The sequence below is a fragment of the Candidatus Enterococcus wittei genome (assembly GCF_002140175.1).
GTDB lineage: Bacteria > Bacillota > Bacilli > Lactobacillales > Enterococcaceae > Enterococcus_B > Enterococcus_B wittei.
Map to the genome: position 1 here is coordinate 516842 of NZ_NGMO01000003.1, position 22271 is coordinate 539112.

21 protein-coding genes and 1 tRNA gene are annotated in these 22271 nt (G+C 36.7%); 4 read left to right on the forward strand and 18 right to left on the reverse strand.

The features are described 5' to 3' along the window. The first annotated feature begins 553 nt into the window (after window positions 1-553). The gene (locus A5844_RS10140) at window positions 554-1216 is read left to right on the forward strand and encodes a CPBP family intramembrane glutamic endopeptidase (RefSeq protein ID WP_086285063.1); all 663 of its coding nucleotides are present in this window, start codon (window positions 554-556) and stop codon (window positions 1214-1216) included. Window positions 1217-1638: 422 nt separating this feature from the next. Here the strand turns inward: A5844_RS10140 and walJ are convergent, their stop codons facing one another. From walJ to A5844_RS10210, 14 genes are all read right to left on the reverse strand, one after another. Beyond that, complete coding sequence (gene walJ / locus A5844_RS10145) at window positions 1639-2448, reverse strand: exodeoxyribonuclease WalJ (RefSeq protein ID WP_086285064.1); 810 nt, start codon at window positions 2446-2448, stop codon at window positions 1639-1641. 56 nt (window positions 2449-2504) lie between these two features. Continuing rightward, window positions 2505-3380, reverse strand: coding sequence for a two-component system regulatory protein YycI (locus A5844_RS10150; protein WP_086285065.1), 876 nt, complete (start codon window positions 3378-3380; stop codon window positions 2505-2507). Then, complete coding sequence (locus A5844_RS10155; protein ID WP_086285066.1) at window positions 3381-4691, reverse strand: YycH family regulatory protein; 1311 nt, start codon at window positions 4689-4691, stop codon at window positions 3381-3383. It lies immediately after the preceding gene. After that, entirely contained in the window at window positions 4688-6529 is a 1842-nt protein-coding gene (walK, locus tag A5844_RS10160; protein ID WP_086285067.1) for a cell wall metabolism sensor histidine kinase WalK, read from the reverse strand. The genes A5844_RS10155 and walK overlap by 4 nt, the downstream gene beginning before the upstream one ends. 4 nt (window positions 6530-6533) lie before the next feature. Continuing rightward, complete coding sequence (gene yycF / locus A5844_RS10165; protein WP_086285068.1) at window positions 6534-7238, reverse strand: response regulator YycF; 705 nt, start codon at window positions 7236-7238, stop codon at window positions 6534-6536. A 524-nt stretch (window positions 7239-7762) separates the two neighbouring features. Beyond that, entirely contained in the window at window positions 7763-8395 is a 633-nt protein-coding gene (locus A5844_RS10170; protein ID WP_086285260.1) for a bifunctional 4-hydroxy-2-oxoglutarate aldolase/2-dehydro-3-deoxy-phosphogluconate aldolase, read from the reverse strand. Between the two features lie 5 nt (window positions 8396-8400). Continuing rightward, window positions 8401-9483, reverse strand: a complete 1083-nt coding sequence (gene uxuA, locus A5844_RS10175; protein ID WP_086285069.1) for a mannonate dehydratase — start codon at window positions 9481-9483, stop codon at window positions 8401-8403. A 15-nt stretch (window positions 9484-9498) separates the two neighbouring features. After that, window positions 9499-9948 (reverse strand): PTS sugar transporter subunit IIA, encoded by a 450-nt coding sequence (locus tag A5844_RS10180; protein WP_086285070.1) that lies wholly within the window; start codon window positions 9946-9948, stop codon window positions 9499-9501. A gap of 44 nt (window positions 9949-9992) precedes the next feature. Next, a complete protein-coding gene (locus tag A5844_RS10185; protein ID WP_086285071.1) occupies window positions 9993-10868 on the reverse strand; it encodes a hypothetical protein in 876 nt (291 codons plus the stop codon). A 140-nt stretch (window positions 10869-11008) separates the two neighbouring features. Continuing rightward, entirely contained in the window at window positions 11009-11512 is a 504-nt protein-coding gene (locus A5844_RS10190; RefSeq protein WP_086285072.1) for a PTS sugar transporter subunit IIB, read from the reverse strand. 17 nt (window positions 11513-11529) lie between these two features. Further along, window positions 11530-12387, reverse strand: a complete 858-nt coding sequence (locus tag A5844_RS10195) for a PTS system mannose/fructose/sorbose family transporter subunit IID (protein ID WP_086285073.1) — start codon at window positions 12385-12387, stop codon at window positions 11530-11532. Between the two features lie 19 nt (window positions 12388-12406). Then, the gene (locus tag A5844_RS10200; protein ID WP_086285074.1) at window positions 12407-13240 is read right to left on the reverse strand and encodes a PTS mannose/fructose/sorbose/N-acetylgalactosamine transporter subunit IIC; all 834 of its coding nucleotides are present in this window, start codon (window positions 13238-13240) and stop codon (window positions 12407-12409) included. A 12-nt stretch (window positions 13241-13252) separates the two neighbouring features. Then, a complete protein-coding gene (locus A5844_RS10205; RefSeq protein ID WP_086285075.1) occupies window positions 13253-14356 on the reverse strand; it encodes an iron-containing alcohol dehydrogenase family protein in 1104 nt (367 codons plus the stop codon). Between the two features lie 13 nt (window positions 14357-14369). Then, window positions 14370-15374: a D-isomer specific 2-hydroxyacid dehydrogenase family protein gene (locus A5844_RS10210; RefSeq protein WP_086285076.1), complete on the reverse strand. Its 1005-nt coding sequence runs from the start codon at window positions 15372-15374 to the stop codon at window positions 14370-14372. 396 nt (window positions 15375-15770) lie between these two features. Between A5844_RS10210 and A5844_RS10215 the strand changes: the two genes are divergently transcribed. After that, window positions 15771-16619, forward strand: a complete 849-nt coding sequence (locus A5844_RS10215; protein ID WP_086285077.1) for a MurR/RpiR family transcriptional regulator — start codon at window positions 15771-15773, stop codon at window positions 16617-16619. 276 nt (window positions 16620-16895) lie between these two features. Here the strand turns inward: A5844_RS10215 and A5844_RS10220 are convergent, their stop codons facing one another. The 3 genes from A5844_RS10220 to A5844_RS10230 all read right to left on the reverse strand — a co-directional run bounded on the left by A5844_RS10220 (window position 16896) and on the right by A5844_RS10230 (window position 20080). Continuing rightward, window positions 16896-17918 carry a DUF1002 domain-containing protein gene (locus A5844_RS10220; RefSeq protein WP_086285078.1) on the reverse strand — a complete coding sequence of 341 codons (1023 nt, stop codon included), beginning with the start codon at window positions 17916-17918 and terminating at the stop codon, window positions 16896-16898. A gap of 751 nt (window positions 17919-18669) precedes the next feature. After that, on the reverse strand, window positions 18670-19524 hold the full coding sequence (locus tag A5844_RS10225) for a DegV family protein (RefSeq protein WP_086285079.1): 855 nt from the start codon (window positions 19522-19524) through the stop codon (window positions 18670-18672). Continuing rightward, window positions 19514-20080 (reverse strand): DUF1836 domain-containing protein, encoded by a 567-nt coding sequence (locus A5844_RS10230; RefSeq protein WP_086285080.1) that lies wholly within the window; start codon window positions 20078-20080, stop codon window positions 19514-19516. Before A5844_RS10230 ends, A5844_RS10225 begins: the two co-directional genes overlap by 11 nt. Window positions 20081-20457: 377 nt before the next feature. On the opposite strand from A5844_RS10230, the gene A5844_RS10235 reads away from it, so the two are divergent. Together A5844_RS10235 and A5844_RS10240 are read left to right on the forward strand one after the other, a co-directional pair. Further along, window positions 20458-20530: transfer RNA gene (locus A5844_RS10235), tRNA-Lys, on the forward strand. 588 nt (window positions 20531-21118) lie between these two features. Further along, window positions 21119-21556 carry a hypothetical protein gene (locus tag A5844_RS10240; protein WP_086285081.1) on the forward strand — a complete coding sequence of 146 codons (438 nt, stop codon included), beginning with the start codon at window positions 21119-21121 and terminating at the stop codon, window positions 21554-21556. A gap of 334 nt (window positions 21557-21890) precedes the next feature. Here A5844_RS10240 and A5844_RS10245 read toward each other — a convergent pair whose 3' ends face one another. Further along, window positions 21891-22088, reverse strand: a complete 198-nt coding sequence (locus tag A5844_RS10245) for a cold-shock protein (protein WP_086285082.1) — start codon at window positions 22086-22088, stop codon at window positions 21891-21893. Window positions 22089-22271: the final 183 nt, after the last annotated feature.

Genomic DNA, 22271 nt, shown 5'->3' on the forward strand with positions numbered 1-22271 from the left:
GCTGAGGATCAGTTGATGGAACACCGTGGTTAAGGTTGTGACAGCAACGTTTTGATCCGAGCAGTAAGAAAAAAAAACACAAAATAGCTTTACATATTTTGTGCTTTTTAGGCTTAGTGCTGAGGATCAGTTGATGGAACACCGTGGTTAAGGTTGTGACAGCAGCATTTTGATCCGATTAGTAAGACAAAAAAACACAAAATAGCTCTTCTCATTTTTATTTTTTTACTTATTATCTTTGGTGAACGGACAAAAGTCTAGATTATCATCATCGCTTAGCTATAAGATACTAACCAAAGTACTTAAATAAATGTCACTGATTACATTCTTAACTGACTATCTTTCAGAACTAAACAGGCATTTTCCACCTATATTATGAGAGTTTCACTTGTTTGTACTTTGTGCTAAATCAGTATCTGTCTAACAGAATGGTTGATCAGCGATTGATTCACTTTCAACTATGCAATAGGCAACAAGAAAGGTATGGTATAATAAAATACGTTCTTTACTACAAAGTATTCCATTTTCGACTTATTATTCAAGGAGGCGTTTTATGTCACTAAAAAAATACAGCTTTCTCAGTATATTTTGTTACGGACTTGTATTTATTTCTCCCTTAATCCTTACTTCAGTTGGACTTGTACGAACAACGACTGATTTGATCAATGCTACTACGATTACTTACATTTTAGGCGCATTGGTCTTAGGCTTCTTATATGCAAAACAAAAAGAGCCGTTAGCAATAGAATCAATGATTCCTATCGCTTCTCGTACAAAAATCATCCTTTACGGAATTATAGGTATTTTTGCAGCATTGATTCTACAAAGCATCGCTGTCATGATTGAAAGTTTTTTATTTGGTGAAAGTGGTCCATCAGAAAATACGCAAAATATTATTCAATTGATTTTAGATGCACCTGCATTTATTGTTGCTACAACGATTGCAGGACCAATCATGGAAGAATTTGTTTTTCGTCGTAGCATTTTAGGGATTATTGGCTATTACACCAATTTTTGGATAGGTGCTGTCGTCAGCTCGCTACTTTTTGCATTCGCTCATAATGATGGTCATTTACTTGTCTATTTCCTATTAGGTTTTTTCTTTAGCTGGCAATATAAAGCAACTGGTCGCATCTGGACATCCATGATTACCCATATTGGGATGAACACACTGGTGATTCTAGCACAACTTGCCCTTCAAAAAGGACTAATCTAATACAGATATTATTAATTATTTTCTCTAACGATTGCTCACCTAAAAAGAGGTCGGGACAGAAGTGGTTCACTCCGAGAAATAAGAAGGCATTCACGAAAATTGCTTTTCAAATTTTTGTGAACTTCGGCTTATTTCCGAAGGAATTGCTTCTGCTCCCGCCTTTTATATGTATTTAGAGCGTGGAACAAAAGTAAATGATGCTTTTGTTCCACGCTCGACTAAGAGAAATAGTGGGTAAGATATTCCGTCGAATATCTTACCCACTAATCTTAGTATGTTTTTATTTTGGAAATGCCTATTCGAGTTTCTGACTAAGACTCGATTTTTCTCGACATCTTTCCCATGGCCTCAGTTGAACTGAATGCTTCTTCTTTTTTTATTTGAGTTATTAGATGTGCTAAACCCCGTCTTTATTTTTCTAACTAAATGGAGAATAAATCTGTGGCAGAGTCTGGGTCGGTATCGCAAATATCAAAATCGTATCCCACACCCATATCCTTTTCTCTAAGGATATTTTCCATCGTGAGATGAGCTAATTCTTTCATATTGTTTTCTTTACTTAAATGACCTAGATAGATTCTTTTTGTTCGATCACCAATGACATCCGTCATAACGAGCGCACCATCTTCATTGGATAAATGACCACGATCCCCTAAGATCCGTTGTTTTAAATTCCAAGGATACGGCCCCATCCGCAACATCTCCAAATCATGATTACTCTCCATAAGATACCCGTCTGCATTTTCAATGATCCCTCGCATATAATCGCTACAATAACCTGTATCAGTCAACATCACGAAGGAGCGATTCGCTTTGTGGAAACGATAGAATTGAGGGGCTGCAGCATCGTGGGAGACACCAAAGCTTTCTATATCTAGATCACCAAACGTTTGGACTTTTCCCATTTCAAACAGATGTTTCTGTTCGATCGGCACATTACCAATCATTGGTGCCATCGCTTCCCATGTTTTTTCATTGGCAAAAATATCCAAGTGATATTTACGAGCTAAAACTCCTACGCCATGGATGTGATCTCGATGTTCATGGGTCACTAAAATCCCATCAAGTTGGTCTGGTGTTCGGTCAATTTGTGCCATTAAGGAAGTGATTTTTTTCCCACTCAGTCCTGCATCTACCAGAAGTCTTTTTTTATCACTTTCGATATATAGCGAATTCCCTGAACTTCCGCTTGCAAGGATGCTGATTTTGAAAGCTGTTTTTTCTTCAGCCATTTTATTACTCTACTTCCCTTCTTACATTGTAAACTTTTTTCATTATACCTACTTTTTTAATGATGTTCCACCTTTGGGATCGAATTATTTGTAATAATCGTATTACTAAAAGCATTGACTGTTTCGATTTGCTTTGTTTTATCTGCAGTTTCAATCGCTACATACCAGACAGGTACGTAAACATTTTTTTCGCGTACTTTCAAAATACGTGAATAAGCTAATTGTCGCCAAAGAATTTTTGACCCTCTTGAAATCTTATTATTTACATACAAGGTATTGATTGCTTCTTCTTCTGTATGTAATTCGGTTTTTTCTCTGAGTTGTTCAATGTGGGAGAGGTGCGTCTGCGTGTACTTACTGATGTGATATTTATCATCCACCTCATCTAGCGAAAGAACAATTTTAGCCGTATCATCATAAAAAGGAAGTCCTTCATAGGTTTGACTAGCTGTGATTTCAGGAACATCACTATCTAGTTCAGAAAAATTTTTCATATAGATGTATTCAGAACCAAATAATACATCTGATTTATTATCTAGAAAAATATTCAATGTACTGGCTAATCGATCAGGGTTAAGATCTGTATTTTCAGACTCCGAATTCGATAACGTTTTTATTAACAAATTGTCATTAACTGACACACCACTATCTAGTAATCCTTTGTTCTTTGTTTCTTTTTGTCTATATTGAGAAAGCGTCTGACTTAAGTTTGTTTCTTCAGCACTCAAATAGTAACCTTGCTTATTTTCAGAAGAAAAATGACCGATATAAGATATATTATCACTTGCTAGACGTTGTTGAATTGATTCTGTCTGATCTGAACGAATCACATTATTCTCTTGATTCGCTGTCTCATGATAACTACTGAATAAAAAGATATTCAAACCTAGAAAGGCGACGAAAAAAATCCACTCGATCTTTTTAAAATCCATTTATTCCGCCCCCGTTCCAGATAATTTTGCTAATAAATCATTCGCAGAATACCAATTATCTTGATATTTCACATACCATTCAGGCAATAAGTCAACCACTCGATTGGTTTCTTTAATATTTTGCCATGTATAACCAACAATAATTAACCCAATATCTCTCTCTTTCGCTCCTTTATCGATTAATGACTGAAAGACATCATCTGTATTTGGTAATTCCACTTCATCTTCTGAAGGGATAGGAACTTGGATCGTATTCAAACTGGTTTGAATATTGACTTGTTTATTTGCTTGTTCCTCACCAATCTCCATACTGATCTTTCCTTTACTTTCAGAACCAAATACTGGGAAGCCTTCAACAAAAATCCGATAATCAATTTGGTTTTTGTTTCGATCAAAGTAACGGATATTCCCTAAAGCACTGCCTAACTTGCTAACATAAGTGAAACTTTCATCGAATATATTGGCGTTTTCCTCATTGGTAAGTAATTCTCCCCGAAAATCAACGATTTGATTAGCTGAATGAATCGTTAACGTTTCATTCCCATCATAAAAAATCAGTTCATTACTATCATCATTATTTTTGACCTTATCTGGAGTTTCAAAAAAAGCATTTCGAAAAACAGTATAAGGTTGTTGTGAAAGAATATAGCTGTATTTTTTCAACCTGATTGGTCCTTGACTATTGCGTTGCGTTTCAATAGGAGAAATTGCTTTCGACATTGGTGTCCATCTGATATCGGGTGTATTTAATTTCTGTTCCATTTCTTGCCAGTCCATTGAAAGGCTAGCTTCGTAAATCGTATGCTGCTGATAATTGACAAACCGGACTTTTTCATCCTTTTTATTAAATTGGACACTGTTAAAGTAAATATCATCCGCACTTTTAGTTTGACTAGTATCAATATTTAATCCAAAGGCATCTTTATATTCACTTAGTAAAAACGTTGCATTGTACGTAAACACAAAGCCATCAGTGATGGCTTTCGCCTGATCAAATTTTTCTTGGTTTGTTTCTACTATCTCAGACAGATTACCAAATCTGGCATCACCAATTAATGTATGAATCTGTGAAATCAGATTTTCACTATTCGTCTCTTTGATTTTGCCAGACTTAAACCATGTAAGATGTAAAGGTAAAAATATTTCTGAAACCTTTCGATAATTTTGCGATTCCACTACTTGTGAATTACTTTCTTCTAAACTGACGGAGGTTTTCCCAGCTGGGCTTAGCCAAATAGCATAAGAAAAGTATAGGCTTAATCCAATCATCGAAATCAAGCCGATTCGTATGAATTTTTCAGAAATCTTCATTCCCACCATTCCTCCTCATATGGTTCATACGGTAAAGAAATATAGAATGTAGAGCCTTGGCCTTCTTTACTTTCTGCCCAAATTGCGCCTCGGTGTGCTTTCACGACTTCACGAGAAATCGCAAGACCCAAGCCCGTACCACCTTGTGCTCTTGCTCTTGCTTTGTCCACTCGGTAAAACCGCTCAAATACCCGATTCAAGTCTTTTTTAGGGATGCCTAGTCCTTGGTCTGTGATACTTAAAATAATGTTATTATGTGTTTCTAACAAACGACAAGTAATCGCACCGCCATCTGGGGAATACTTAATAGCATTATTCATAATATTATCGATCACTTGAATAATTTTATCTGTATCTATTTCTACCCAAAGATCTCTTTGCGTAAATTCTCGTCGAATCGTATAGTTTTTCTCCTGATTTCCTACCATCATATCAAAACGATCAAGAACAAAATTGACCAATTCATTAAAATTGACATATTCTAGCTGCAAATGTGTATTCCCTGTATCCATTCTTGAAAGATTCAACAAATCATTGATCATTCGAATCATTCGATCCGTTTCATCCAGCGTTACTTTCAAGAAATTCGGCGCTATTTCTTCATCTTTCCATGCTCCTTCACTCAATGCTTCGATGTAACTACGCATACTTGTTAAAGGTGTACGCAATTCGTGAGAAACATTTGATACAAATTCACGACGTTCACGTTCGGTTTTTTCTTGTTCCGTCACATCATGCAAAACAGCAACTAAACCACTGATAAACCCAGATTCTCTACGGATCATTGAAAAATCAACGCGTAAAATCATTTGATCCTTTTCCATTGCCCCTGTCGAACGATCAAGAACCATTTCGTTCGGATCTTCCAGAAGCTTTCGTAACGTATATTCTTCTTCAATATCTAACAATGTCAAGATCGATTGACCGATGGCTTCTTCATTTTTCACATCTAATAATGAGACAGCCATGTCGTTGATTGTAATCACTTTCCCTCGACGATCTGTTGCTATGACTCCATCTGTCATGTGAGATAACACACTGTCTAAACGATTACGTTCAGCTTCCATTGTATCTTGGGCTTCTTCGATTCGTTCAGCCAACTGGTTAAATGTTTCTGCTAACTGACCTAACTCATCATGCCCATGGACCTTTACTTTACGGCTATAATCTCCCCTCGCAATACGGATCGCCTGTTCCCGCATTTCACCAATCGGTTGTGTAATGGATCGTGCGACTAGGACCGAAACAACCATAGATATAAAAGCCGCAATCAGAGAAGCTGTAAAAAATATCAAAGCAGTATTATTGATTTCAGAATACTTTTGTTCAATATCGCTTTTCACGTAAAGAGCCCCGATAACGGCGTCGCCGGTCGGGGACAGGATGGGTTGGATATTGATATTCACTCGTCTGCCTTCATCATCCAAAGCCACATAGCGCTTTGTTGTAAAATCATTGATATCTACATAGTCATTCTTCTTGCCGACAGATCCTTGTTCACTTACATCGGTCGTTGCACGGATGATGCCTTTTTCATCGACTACTCGAATTTCAATAATATCACTGGAAGCACTTGTTTCAATAAAACGTTTGATATTCGAGTTCACATCATCGATATCGATACTTTCATTTTCTTTGCGATTCAGCTCTGGACTGATCGTTGTTGCTAAAGTCTCCACTGTTTGGTTCATATCTTTAATGAAGGTGTTGATCGTTGAACGTTCTAGCCCTCTTATAAAATAAGCACCAATAATTTCAATTGAGATCAGTAAAATCAAAATAAACGTGATCGCTATTTTAAAATTGACTGATCGAAAAAAACGGACTTTTCCTTTCATCCAACTACTCCTGTTCCTGATTACGTAAGTAATATCCTACGCCTCGACGTGTTACTAAATAATTAGGATGACTCGGATTATCTTCAATTTTTTCCCGTAATCGACGGACAGTTACATCTACTGTACGAACATCACCAAAGTAATCATAGCCCCATACAGTTTGGAGTAAGTGTTCTCTTGTCATCACTTGACCAATATGTTTTGCTAAATAAAACAGCAATTCGAATTCACGATGGGTCAATTCGATCGTCTCGCCTCGTTTTGTGACCATATAAGCATCTGGATGAATCGTCAAATCACCAATAATTAGTTCTGAAGGGGTCACTTCCTCCGCTTCTTTTGATGCAGTAGCCCCCCGACGAAGGTTTGCTTTCACGCGTGCTACTAATTCACGATTTGAAAATGGCTTCGTGACATAATCATCTGCTCCAAGTTCTAAACCTAATACTTTGTCAATTTCAGAATCTTTTGCTGTCACCATGATAATAGGCATATCATACGTTTTGCGGACTTCCCGTGCCACTTCTAAGCCATCCATTTTTGGTAACATCAAATCTAATAAAATCAAATCAGGTTCCACTTCAGCGACTTTCGCTAACGCTTCTTCCCCGTCATACGCAGTATAAACATCATAGCCTTCTTTGGCTAAATTAAACTTAACGATATCCGAAATCGGCTTTTCGTCATCGACAACTAAAATCTTTTTCATAAAGAGCCACCTCTTATTTAATATTGTCATTCTTTCTCATTATACCGCATTTCGCATCAGGTTTCATCTTTCTAAAAAAGAGCTAACGATTTCTTACAAAAATCCAACACACTTAAGAGGTACGACTATATATTTATTTTGTTAGACTTGCTGACGTAGCGATAGTTTGGGCTATTGAATCTCCTATATTCGTTATCAAGCAGGCGACAGCTAGTTTCCATGTAAACTTATTTGAACTGAGAATGAATAAAATTCACTCCTTTTTATTGTATTCATTTATAATCTGTCCCGTTATCTCTAAGTAAATCTCACTCTGTTTATCAGTTTATACTCATTTTCCTGTGTAAATATAAAAAGAGCTATGCACAAACATAGCCCCTTCAGTATACTTAAAAAGACGGATCAATATTCAAATTTCTCCTTTTTGATTATCAGTTATAAGGAGTTGATAACTATTTGAGGAATCCATTATCCGAATACTAAAATCGCAAAAAACATAGAACTACTACCAGCAGTAGCCATTGCTATTTACTGATTATTGTTTTTAAGTAGGATAAATGCTCATCTGCTTTGTAGCTATCTTCCAACATTTTTTCCGAGATAATGAAGGAACCACCGACAGCAATGACTTGATCGTGCATTAGATAATCTAAACAGTTAGCAGTAGTCACACCGCCAGTAGGTAAGAATTGAATATCGTAAAATGGACCGCTCAAGGCGTGGATTGCTTGTACGCCACCATAAATATCTGCTGGGAAAAACTTAACGACTTTAAGATTATGAGACATTGCTCGTTGGATGTCATTTGGAGTCGCTACACCAGGAAATACTGGTATCTGATTTTCTAAGCAGTAGTCAATCACTTCTGGTACGATGGCCGGTGATACGATAAATTGGGCGCCTTTTGCGACAGCTTGTTCAGCTTCAGTGACTGTTCTGACTGTGCCAGCTCCTACTATTAGTGCACCAGATCGTGCTAATCGCTCGATAGCTGTCAATGCATGATCACTACGAAATGTAACTTCGATCAAACGGAGCTCATGCTTAATCAATAGTTCTTCTAACCTTTGTAAATAATACAAGTCGGTAGCTGTGTAAAGTGGCAAGACTTTCGTAGCAGCTAGTTCCTCATATACATTTTTTGGTATTTTATGCATGAAAATCACTCACTTTCTCCTTGCAATCGACTTTTGATAACAGCTTCATGTAACCCTTGTAAATAGCTGATCCCAATAGCACGATCGTATAGGCCGTACCCTGGCATTGCTACCTCTCCCCAGATTGTTCGACCATGATCGGGACGAATCACTCCATCAAATCCAACTTCTACTAATGCGTTCATAATGGCATACATATCTAAAGAACCTTCTGTCGTTAGATGCGCTGATTCTTTGAATTTATGATCCCCCATAAAAAGAACATTTCGGAAATGGACAAAATTGATACGATCACCCACTTCATGAATGATTTTCACTAGATCATTTTGAGGATCAGCCCCTAGGGATCCTGTACATAAAGTGATTCCGTTATATGGAGAATCTACAATGGCCAAAATTTTTTTCAAATCGGTCACATTTTTAGTGATACGAGGCAAGCCAAAGATCTCCCATGGTGGATCATCCGGGTGAATCGCCATTTTTACATCCATTTCTTCACACACAGGAATAATGCGCTTTAAGAAATAAGCTAGATTATTAAAGAGATTCTCTTCATTAACACCTTCATAGATCTCCATCAATTGATGGAACTTTTGCAATCGTTCTTCTTCCCAACCAGGCAACTTGAATCCTTTTGATTGACTGTGAATCAGCGTATACATCTCACTAGGATCCATGTCATCAACGACTGCTTGATCATAGAGTAAAGAGAAACTGCCATCTTCATTTTCATAGAAAAGATTTGTTTTTGCCCAACCAAAAATTGGTTTGAAACTATAACAGATCAGGTTGACACCACAAGCAGAAAGATTTTTGATGGTCTGGATATAGTTATCGATATAATGATCGCGTTCTTTCGTTCCTGCTTTAATGGCATCGTGGATAGCTACACTCTCAATTCCTAATAGATTGAGTTCTTCTATTTGAACGGATTGTTTTAATTCTTCAATTTCAGATACTTCCCAGACGTCTCCAGGCATTTTATTCAATAAAGTACCGATCACACCGTTGATTCCAGGTATTTGTCGTATATTTTTTAAAGGAATCGAATCCCCTTGTTCCCCATACCATCTAAACCCCCATCTCATCGTCAACATTCCTCCTTAAAAATCATCTTCATCTTCTTCTACTGCTACTTTTTGCGATAACGCATGCCACAAATCGATACTATCTTTTCCTTGTTCCATCACTGCTTTTGCAGCTGTAGCGATTGGTGTGTGTAATAATTGATGATTGATTGCCTCTAACAACATTGGCAAATTTGTTCCACCAATAACATAAGTCTCTTCCTTAACCCCTTTTGCTAACTGACTGACCGCCAAAAGAGACTGATTGTATGGACTAGCACTCACAACATCCACTAAAACAAGTACTCCCTCTTTTTGATCCACTTGATAAATCGCTTTTGTGATTTTTTCACCAAACATTTGTACATCATCTTCTTGTTTTAAATTGACGGTGACCATGTTATTGACCGAACCCATAATGACGTTGGCTGCATCTTTTAAACCATCACTGAGTGTGCCATGTGTTGCAAGTACGATTCCTAACACTTTTCCCCCTCCTTTGATAAAATGATCCTCTGATTTAATATACTTCACTGAAATAAAGCAATAACCTTATTTAAATTTTCCGTATTCATTTCTTTTTGTCGTAACGCTTTTTTTGACAAGTAGTAGTGGTTATTTTCTTTTTGATCCCCACTAAATACATAGCTGATCTTGTTTTTTTGACTGACTCCATGAGTGATGCCTAAACGAGTCAACTCTTCAATATCAAATCCCTTTCCCAAGGCATGTAATGGAGCTTTTGCACCAATCGAATCTAAGTAAAAAATCGTCGCCTTTTCATTGGTAGAATCAAGTAGAACTTCTAGCCCACGCTCACCATAGCTGCCCTCATCTATAAAAGCAAAAGCAGTATCTTTTCTTGCATTATTTTGGATCAACAACAGTAACGCTAAAACCGAAGAGGTATTACGAGTCAGGTTCCGTTGTCTTAACATTCCTTTTGTCACTCGACTTAAAAATATAAAATAAAGGGCAAAAGCGAATGCTATAAAAAACATTGGCCACGAAAAGAAAACCAGGTCCTTTGGTGTGTTTTGGCTATAAAACCAAGTGACACTTAATCCTATGAAAATAGTCACCAAAGTACTGATGGAAATAAAGCGAGTCGTTTGGCGTCCTTGTTTTTGCCGATCAAAGAATGGATAGTCACCGACATGTTGCGGAGGTGTATCATAGTAAGTGCAGATGACCCGCTTAGCTGTGGCAATATCTCCTACATATACATTTCTTGACACTGCCTTTCTTTGTTGATCATACTCAATCACTTGTATGTCTTTCCTGATTTGTGCAATATCCATCACCAATGCCTTTAAAAACTTTCGTTTGCTACGATCACTTAATCGGTAACGGTAGATATAACCATAACGAAATAACCAATCATTGAAGACTGCACTTTGTACCATGTCCACTCCTCCTTTCCTTGAGATTCACTAGTAAGTGTGTATGGGTTTCAAAATCCTAGTGGCTTGCAATATATTGCCTGATAAGAAAACTGTTTGAAACGTTGATACTGTCGAAATTCACGACCTCTCCTTGTACTTGATCATTCAAATTGTTTCAAAACATCTTTCAACGTTGATTTTGGTGCGGAAGGTGTGGCTTGGAAATAAATCGTTTCAACACCATACTGCTCATTCATTTCTTTTAGTTTTTCAGCATCTGATTTATTCAAATAAACAGACTTAGTCACCAGTATGTCCTTTTCGGGGTCTTTTTGTGCGATTCCTCCGATATTCAACTCTTTCATGGGTACTCCATGTTTGACGAGGTCATAAATAACGCTGACAGTTTTGGCAATCAAGATGCAGTTATAGTCTTTAAAGGCATATTCGTCCCAATAAAATTTAGCCTTTTCTGGTGTTACAACGATAGTTTTTTGTCCAGTTCGGCTTCCAGCATTTTTGTATAGTTCTCGCATAAATTTATCCTTGGCAACTACATCGTCAACTACAAATATAGAATTGACTCCACTTTTTTGAGACAACGTCATCATCACTTGTCCATGGATCAAACGTTCATCTACTCTTGCTAAATTTATTACACCCATTATTGACACTTCCTTTTCTATAAAATACCGACACCGGCTAAAATAATTAGAATCAACGTCAACCAAAGCAAAGCTTGCGTGACTTTCAATCCTTTTTTCGTATAGAACCAGTAGACTCCCATCACTACTGCTAACGGCAAGATTCCTGGAACGATCTGGTCGAGAATATCTTGGATGATAAATTCCCGTCCTGAAATATCAAATTTTAGTGAAGAGGAGACATTCACATAGTTTCCTGCAAGTACCCCCATCATAAACAACCCAAGCACTGACAATGTCTCAATTGCCGTCTGAACTCCTGTACTTTGCATCAATCCTGTCGCATTACGACCCATAGCAAAAGATTGTCTGGCAAAGAAAACTCCTAAACAAGCTTGGTATAAGGCAAAACAAACAAAAGGAAAAATCGCGCCTAACGGACTACCTTGTTGCGCCCAAGGAACAGCAATTGCAATAAAGATATACTGTACCGTTCCCGAATCGATGGCATCTCCTATTCCTGCTAAAGCACCCATTAATCCAGCTTTTGTGTTATACATCAAATCATCTTGCATCATAATCTCTTGGTTTTTATGTTCTTCTTCCGCTCGTTGTTGTTCCATGGAAGACATCAGTCCTGTGATGACTCCACCACCCCAACTCAATTGTGTATTAAAAAATAGTAACTGTCGTCTGTAAGCAGCTTTCAGATCATCCTCATTTTTATACAATTTTCGAAGAATCGGCATCATCGCATATAAAAGCGAAGGGGCTAAGTAACGTTCAAATGAATGGGGGATCTCATTGGCAAAATGCCATCTCAGATAAGCTTTAGTTACATCTTTTTTGGTAATTTCTTCTGGAGCTTCGTGCGTTATTTTCTCTGCTTCTGTCATTTTTATTCCTCCTTTTCTCTTAGAATCCATCGTCATAATCGTCATCATCTTCAAATGATGGACTTGACGTATTTGTAGCAGTAGTAGGCGCTAATTTTCCTTTTTGTGATTGAACAAAAATCAAAGCGAACAAGACCCCAAAGATGGCATAAGTGACCATTGTGATCTCTAAGGATTTCAACACGACACTCATGAAATAAGCTAAGAAAAAGAACACCATGTAATCTTTACGACCGATGACATACACTGTTGTAGCAATCCCAATAGCTGCTAATCCGCCACCGACTACTTCTAAGATATGGATCACTACTGTTCCTTCAAGTGCATGGATAACATCTGCAATCAGTGGCGCTCCAAGATATAGTGCGATAAAAACAAGTGGGACAAATAAAATAAATGATGCCACGGTTGGATATAGAATAATCGAACGTTTGATTGCTTTAGTGTTTAAATCTTCTACTGCTTTATCTGTATATTTTCCTAAAAAGGTATTGATAAAGAAACGAAACTGATACAGATAACTTCCTAACAATCCTACTGGAACAGCCACTGCAATCGCAGCTTCTGGTTTCAGATTTCCTAATAACGCTACAGGAACTGCAATTGCAGCAGCAATGGATGGTTCAGCTGGCATCGATCCCCCTGGAGAAAAAACGCCCATGTAAATCATTTGTAAAGCGGCAGTAACAATCATTGCTTGGGGTACATCCCCCATCACAATTCCTACAACCAAACCAGTCATCAATGGTGAAAAACGAAGCGTCAAAGTCGCGCCTCCTCCTAGCCATCGTGACATGACCGAAGCAACCCATAAAGCAATCAGTAAACTTTGTGTCATACTTAATGTTTCCAATTTTTTCTCCTCCTAACACTGTGCTATATAATTTTCTACATCAAAAATAGCTTGTTTCAGTCGTTCTTTAGTAGTAGACACTGGAATCAAATGAACTTTTTCTTTCGAAGCGATAAAATCTACCAACTGATCAATGATTTGAGGATCTTCAGGATAGATTGCCATTTGATGTAACGACATTGGTAATTTAAACTCTTGATAAAAAGGGAGTAACTGATCGATTGTTGACCATTTTTCTTCAATGGCTAACTGATAAAAAATCCCATAAGCTACTTTTTCCCCATGTAAAAACCGATGACTTTTCGGCAGATACTTGCTGATAGCATCATGCATGGCATGAGCAGCAGCATTGCGTGCATATTTATCTCCCAATCCCCCCACTAAACCGGATGCTGCCATGATCATCTCTGATAGATGAATAAACTCTTCTGTCACTTCTTGCGTTTGTATCCCGCAAATTGCCTTTTGCGATTGTGTCATAATAGCTGATTCACAAAGCTTTGCTGTATATCCAGCTATTTGCAAGAATGGTTCATTTTGTAGTTCGGGTTGCGCTAAAATCGCTTCTGACTCATACCACTTGGCTAATGTATCTGCTAAACCTGCAATAAAGTATGAAATAGGGGCATCAATCACTAGCTGAGGATCGGTGATCAAAAAAGCCGCTTGTCGTAAGAAATGTTCCGATTTCCCTTCTGATTCACCATTTTCTTTGTACATCACAGCTAACGGTGTCCAAGGAGCACAATTACTCGCTAAGGTTGGAACCACTCCAAACGGAATATTTGCAAGGTGTGCGGCATAACCAACTAAATCCGCTAATTTCCCACCACCTACCCCTAAAATAAAATCGATCTGTTGTTGTTCTACTTTTTGCTTAATCATATCAGCCCCCATGTAACTGCATTCTCCAGTATATGAATGGAAAAACACCTCTTGTGCTGGATCATCCAAAAAAGTTAATCTTGGTCTAGCCTTTTCCCACGAAACCGATCCATGAACAACAAGCAAACGTTTCACTTGGTACTCTTTTAACAATTCGGGAACAAAATCAAGTGCACCTTCGTGATAACGATAAAACTGAGGTCCTGCCTTTACTTTTAAGTCGATTAACAATTCCTCCACTCCTTCATGAACGTACAAGGAAATCACTTTGAGCTTGTACCGCACGTTCTGGTAATTTTTTTTGGACGATCTGTTCGATATCACTCACGCATTTTTCGCCCATCTGCTCCAGACATTCCATTGTATAAGCAGAGGTATGCGGAGTCATAACCACATTTTCAAATGCAAGATAAGGATGATCTTTACGTCCAGGCTCTTCTTCGAGAACGTCTGTTGCTAAACCGGCAATCTTACCTGTATATAAACCGCTTACAATCGCTTGTTCATCTAACAATGCGCCTCGAGCACTATTTGAAAGATAAACATTTTCCTTCATTTTAGCGATTTCTTCCGTAGAAATCATATGATAGTTTTCTTCAGTCAAGTTCGCACATAGACAAATGATATCGGAACGAGTGAGTAACTCATCTAAATCCACTTTTTTACCACCGTAACTTTGGATGTGTAGCGCTGATTTATAAGGATCATACGCTAACACTTCACAGCGAAACCCATTACGCAAGATCTCTACTACGCAACTTCCAGTATTGCCGACTCCAATGACACCTACTGTTTTATTGAATAATGCCCGACCTACAAAATGTGCTCGTTTTTCCCATTGATCTTGCCGAACTTTGGCATTTGATTCGACTGTACATCTTAAAAGAGCAAGTAGATTTGTCACATTGTTTTCAGCCACAGCATCTCGTTCCACTAACGCCGGTATGATCGATACGATCGTTTGATGTTTTTTAGCGGCTTCTAGATCAATATTGTTATACCCAATCCCATGACGAGTGATTAGAATCAGTTCATCTTTATGCTCAAAAAATTCTTTGGTAAAATAAGGCGTAACACTGGCAACAATGAGATTATAACCAGTTAAAAGGGTTGCTAATTCTTTCCCCGAGATTTCACTATCTACATCAAAATGAGTCACTCCTCCAATTTTTTCGAGTCTCCGAATATGTTTTGGGAATATTTTTCCAAAGCTACTGGAATTGACGATGGCAATCTTATAGTTAGTCATGTTTCCCCTCCTCTATTAAAGTCTAAACTTTTTTCTAACTACATAACATTGACCTCAAAAACCTAGGATGCTATGTAAAAAAATCTCTTCCACTCTCCTTCTATTCAAACATTCATAAATACGATCTTTTCAACTGTTCTTCATCCAATTTTTTACAAATATGTCTCAGTGACCAATTTATTTTTCAAATGACTTATTTATTTTTTATCTATATCTTTCTCCAAATAAATTATAAAACCAAAAAGGATAGCGCTTTCATTTACACTTCTCATTATACAAAAAAATATTTTTTTGTAAACATAAATTAAAAAAATATTTTTTATTTGCATTTTGATAAAAATAGTTGTACCTTAAGTCAGAAACTACTATGATTGTTATCAAAAAGGAGAAAAAACAATGACTGTTTCGATTCGCTTAAAAATCAAGACCCTTTATAAAGACTTGAGTCCTAAAGAACAAGCAATCGCTGATTATATCCTTGAACATCCCAACAAAGTTATCCATAGTTCTATTAGTGATCTCGCTCACGAACTAGGGATTGCTGATTCTACTTTTTTTCAGTTTACAAAAAAAATTGGGTACAACGGTTTCAAAGATTTCAAAATGGCCATGCTCATGCAGGAAAATGATTTATCCGCTCTTTCGATTCACGAAAATATCCAAAAAACGGATAGCCCGTTGACAATGGCTCATAAAGTCTTTGATTCAAATATCAGCACCTTATCAGACACACGGAAATTGTTGCAAGAACAAGATTTAGATAAAGCAGTTCAACTGATCACCCATTCAAAAAGACTCTTTTTCTTTGGTGTTGGCGGATCAGAAATCGTAGCTACAGATGCATACCACAAATTCTTACGCTCGCCTATCCCTGTCTATCACAGCACTGATTATCATATCCAGTTAATGGAGGCAGCGTTATTAACGCCTGATGACTGCGCAATCTTGATTTCCCATACCGGAAAGTCAAAAGAAACCATTGAACTCGCAAAAATTGCTAAAGACTATGGAGCAAAAGTGATTGTGATCACAAGTCATGCCGCCTCACCTTTAGCTAAATTAGGAGACGTGGTTTTCATTTCCATCTCTGAAGAAACTGAGTTCCGTTCAGAAGCTTTAGCTTCAAGGATTTCTCAATTAAGTATCATGGACTCACTTTATGTTATATTGATGTTTATGAATCGAGAACAAGCCCAAGATTCCATTGCGAAAGTTCGACGCGCCATTTCCAAAATCAAAGAGTGAGCAATTACTATACAAAAGCAATAAAAATAGGAAGAAGCAGTTTCTTAACCTATTACTTGATAATCTACCTAAAAAAAAATGAAAAGATTTTTATGTACTGGTTGATACTTCTAAACTAAGAGCTTCTTAGCATATTCTAAAATAAAAAAGCTTGATCAATCGTTTCCTGTTACATGTTGGAAACCCATCCATCAAGCTTTTTTGTTTTCTAGTATTATTTCTCTATCTTAAAAGTTTTTCACAATAACAATCAGTCAAAAGCTCTATTTGACATGGTTATTTTGTCTCATTACTGAATACTCCCGTAATCGAAGACCACAGACCACTAAAGAAATCTTTGACGTTTCCCCATAATCCTTTGGACTTTTCTTCGATTTGTTTACGTGCTTCTGTAAGGTCCAGCTCTTTGACGAAGTCTTCAAAAATATTTTTATCTTTCATATCATTCATCAAAGTCGTCAATTCAGTCACTTGATCAGAAGTAACGATTCCCTCCAAGCCATTGTCTTTCAATGCTTTTTCGACAGTGGTTTGGATGTCGCTTTGGGTCAATTCTTTTCCATCCGCCGTTTGAGCCGCTAGCTCTTCTTTTGCTTGCTCTTGTGCGGCATTCAAAGCTTCATCTGAATATCCTTCTTTATTTTTATTTTCTTCTGTAATCGTTGATAAGACATCCATTTCGTTTTGGGCCACGCTCACACGATCTTGATTGATGATACCACCTGACTCTTCAACAATTTTATACACGCCCGCCAATGCACCAGAACCATCGATTGGAACAGCAGAAGCAACGGTTAATTTCGCATCAGTAATCCCAGCAGTTAGAGCAGCATTTTGGTATTGAGCGGCAGTGATCCGTGTAATATTCTCTGGAGTGGCAATATCTACAATGATTCCTTCATCTTTATCAAGTGTCTGCATTCTTACTGAACTATATACTGCCCAGTCTTTAGTAAACCCACCATCTGGGATAAAGGTCATTAAATCAGTTCCGGTAGTCTTATAAATAGGAGTTTCTCCTTTGATACCTAACTTATCCAAAGTATATTCTTCTTGGTCTTTTGTAAGTGCATTACCAATCGCTACTGCATTGATTTGTAATCTTTCACTCGTATTATCTGTCGTCTTTGTTTCAGAAGAAGTTGTTGAAACAGTCGAATCAATGGTTTCAGAAATTGGTACGATTTTTTCACTTGATGTTGTTTCAACTGCTAGGACAGTTGGATTTGTTAATAAAACTTGGCTTGAAACCAAGAGAGCTGTAACGATAATTTGTTTCTTTCGACTTATATTTCTCATAGTATCCTCCATATTTCCATCAGTTGTTTCTAATATTGTACTATACAGTTTTATTTAAAACCTACGGCTCAAGTCTCATTTAAAGAGAAATTTATATTATCCTATACTTTCAAACAAAGGTCATATTAACAGACTCATATTGCCAAAGAGTACAAAAACCAAATAGTTAGAGGGTAGAACCATCCATCAATGTTTCTACCCTCACCATGTTGTTTAAAATATATTTCCGATAGCAAGACTTGCTTTATTTCTATTTTTCATTAATAAATGTACACTTGATAGATCATTGAGACAGAAAAATATAGTAAATGCTGTATTATCTATTGACACCACTCTGATTAGAAAGGATTTGACCTTCTTTTTCCCCTCCCTCCTTACTCAAGTAACTAAAAATAGTATATTTGATAAATAAACTTAGTCGAATAAATCCACCAAACCCAAGGATCTGTGAGGGAAAAATGACCACTGCGATTATGATAACTTATGGATATTTGGAGAATCGTACTAAATTATTGGAGAAGCACTTTTGATTTGCAGACCATTTACCACTTTAAAGAGTTATGATCACTTAAAATGCAACATAACTCTAGCAAAAAATGAACTGATGTCATGGATTCAACTTCCATAAAAAAACGAAGGATCCTAAAAATAGTTTTACCTATTTTCAGAATCCTTCGTTTTGAATTTTTAGTCTAGTACTGAAAATCAGCTGATGATGCAGCATACAGTTTTAAGTTCTGAACAGTTAGCTTTATTCGATGATTTGTACACCCACTCCTAATAAACCTGGACCTGTATGAACGACCAAAGCCGGTGAGATTTGGCCAAAATAGATTTGATTAACATTTGGAAATTCTTTTTCTAGACGGGCCTTCATTTCGATGGCTTCTTCCTCTGCCGCACCATGTGCAACGGCTAAATTGAATACTTTCGCATTCGCAATTCTTTCTCTCACGTAAGAAACGGTTTTTTCCAAACTCTTTTTTCTTCCTCGTGCTTTGCCTACTGTATAATAAATGCCTTCTTCGTTACAAGAAATAATCGGATTTAATTTTAATGCATTTCCTAAAATAGAGGCTACCAGTCCGATACGACCACCTTTTTGTAAATATTCAAGAGTCGCTACATTGAAAAAAACTTTTGTCCGCTTAACTAGTTCATTCAAGTTTTCTATTAACGGTTCCCATGCCATATCATCTTCCAACCATTTAGCTGCTTGGATAGCGGCAAACCCTGCGCCAATTCCGATATTTTTAGTATCTAATACATAAGTTTCCAAATCTTCTTGTTCCTGTGCTACCAAGCGTACAACATTATATGTGCCACTTAGTCCACTAGAAATCGTGACAGCTAAAACCTTTTCATAGCCATCACTTTTAATTTTTTCATAGATTTTAGTGATAGACTGTCCATCTGGCAGTGAAGTTCCTGGGATTTCCTCTGGTAAACGCTTAAAAATCTCTTCCGGAGTGATATCGACTTTATCTGTATATTCGCGATCTTTATAAATGATTTTCAAAGGAATTACATACATATTGTACATATCAATTAGTTCTTGTGGAACATCTGTACCTGAATCTACTAAAATTGCAACTTTATTCTTCATTTTTTTTCTCCTCATATAAGTAACTTGTTTCGAGACTAATGGTTTTTTCTGCTAATAATTTCATAGCAAACGACAGCGTTGCTGATCGAACAGCAATATACTCGACGGGTATCTCTTGATTAAGAATTTGTTCATGTTGTTTTCCTTGAGCTAATTGACTGATCATTCGTATCGCATTTTCTTGCTCATCACAAAATAAGTTATAAGCCTCTCGTATTCCAACTGTTTTCCCCTGAAATAAGATGCCTTCTTTTATTTCTGGAATCGTCAATACTTGCTTTAGTGTCGTAATTGCAATCAAGAAAGCCACATGTTCTTTGTTATATCTTTTTTTAACTGGTGCTGGCACTAACCCTAATTTCACATAATTGTTCACCATTGATGATGTAAGTAGCGGATGCTTCTCGCCTTGAATCACTGGGGACAAATATCTATCTACCAGAGTTTTCACTTGATCCATATAAAGTTCCAAATCAGGAAGTTCTTCCCAATGTGGTAAGCGAAATGTCTCAATGTTGACACCCCATTCAATTAATTGCTGTCGCATTTTTTCCATTATTAGGTCTCCTTTAATATTCTCAATAATATCTTATCAAAGTTATCAAAAACATTCAATCTAGTTATCTTGACTAGATAGATTGATAACAAAAAAAAAGCTAAAAAATCGTCATAATCCCGATCATTCATCCATTTTTAGATTTATAAAAAAAAGAGTCCCGCCGCAGAAGCGACGGGAAAGGAGTAAAAAATGAAAAAGTGTTAGGGTTTGTTCTTTTGCAAGAACTTTGTTGGTTGGGATGCTTTTATCATAGCGAGTATTTATGAATATTCTATGAATGAATTCCTAGGAAGGTGTAAATTTTTTTTGCTTTTATTTAAAACGAGTCTTGCAATTTAAAAATCATAGTGCTACTATAATTAAGTACTTTAGTTGGGCCGTTAGCTCAGTTGGTAGAGCAGCTGACTCTTAATCAGCGGGTCGCGGGTTCGAGCCCCTCACGGCCCATTGGGTGCCAAACCCACGTCACCAGTACACTCTTGGCTACTTCGGTAGTTTGGAAAAGAGTGTGCGTGGTGGCATTTTTTTGTTCTCGGGTATAAAATTCGGGTATGGAATCTTATATTTTTTTAATCATAAAATAGTTTAGCCAAATTCTCCCTAAACTATTCTTTCCATTTTAAAAAAAATTATTACTCTTGTCTATTATCATTAAATTTATGCTGTTCATACAAACCAGATTGAGGGCATTTAAAGCAAGGAAATTTTTTCTGAATAAGCAACAGATCAATTCAAACAACAATCATTCGAAAGAGAATTGCCAGCTAAAAAATCATTGAAGTAAAGAAACACAAAGAGCTAGGTACGCAAAAAAGGTAATGAACAACTTGAGAATAACCTAACTGATCCGAAACTGAAAGTTCATAAAAACAAGGAATTTCATTCCTAACGTGAAATGAATCTCACTCGACCAATCATGGTTGAGTGGGGTTCATTTCGTATAAAAACGATTGTTTCTAATTTGCGAAAAACTAGCCATAGATCTCTCGCTTTATTGCGTATACTGAGTGTATAAACTAACTAGGAGAGATTAGAATGAATCGATTTTTTGCACAGTTAAGAAAATTATTCACGAAGAAGGAGGTAAGTGAACAAAAATCTAAAGTTCAAATTAAATTAGGGGAATCTGAAAAAAAGGCGCTAGCAGAATTGAATCATTCGACAGCATCTGGTGAACAATTTATCATTCATAAACAAAATAAAATAAGAAACGTTAAATTAATTTATTTCAACGAGAGCGATTCTCTTCTAAAACAACATGTATGGGCTCATCCTCATCCTAGTTTCTTGCATTCGCATTATAATAGAATACAGAAAGAAACTACCCATCAAACAAAGCAACCTCAGCGATTATTAAATTTAGAACAGCAGGTAGTATCAGCAGTATCCAGGCGGAAACAGTCTAACAGTAACCAAACACCGTCTAAAAATAATATTAATCTTTCGACTTTCTCACATGAGTCGAGATCTTGAACTTAAATTTCTATGTATGGAACTGCGCCATAAGTCTTTCAACAAGTGAAATATCAAAACTATACTGATGTTTTTTCTGATAGTTAGTTCTTGTTATAATTCATGATGAATTGCGCAGACCATCTAAATATAGTTTGGATATTTTAGTCTAGTTATGGCTTATACCACGGTCTCAATTTTTGTAGATTGAAAATAATTGGAGAGTAACACCTCAGCTAAAATTGTTACTCTATACTTCTTTCTGTTCACCAATCATTCTAAGATTTCTCTTCATCAACATCATTTGGCAAATACAAAAAAAAGCCACCTCAACCGAGGTGGCTAATATTCGCTATTATTTTACAATATTGATTGCTTGAGGGCCACGTTGACCATCTTCAACATCGTAGGTCACTGCTTGACCTTCATCTAGTGTTTTGAAGCCATCACCTTGGATAGCTGAGAAATGTGCAAATACATCATTGCCATCTTCACCAGTGATAAAACCAAAACCTTTATCTGCGTTGAACCATTTTACTGTACCGTTATTCATATATATTTCCTCCTGATACGTATATTATACGTGTTTTGTTGCAATTAAATAATACTTTGTAAAAGGAGTTTTTATAGTGTGAATATATCGCTCAGATTACGTTTCAAATTAGATTACTTATTTACTATAACATGGATAATTAAATAATACAAGAGCTAAAGCAAAATTAATTTATATTAATAA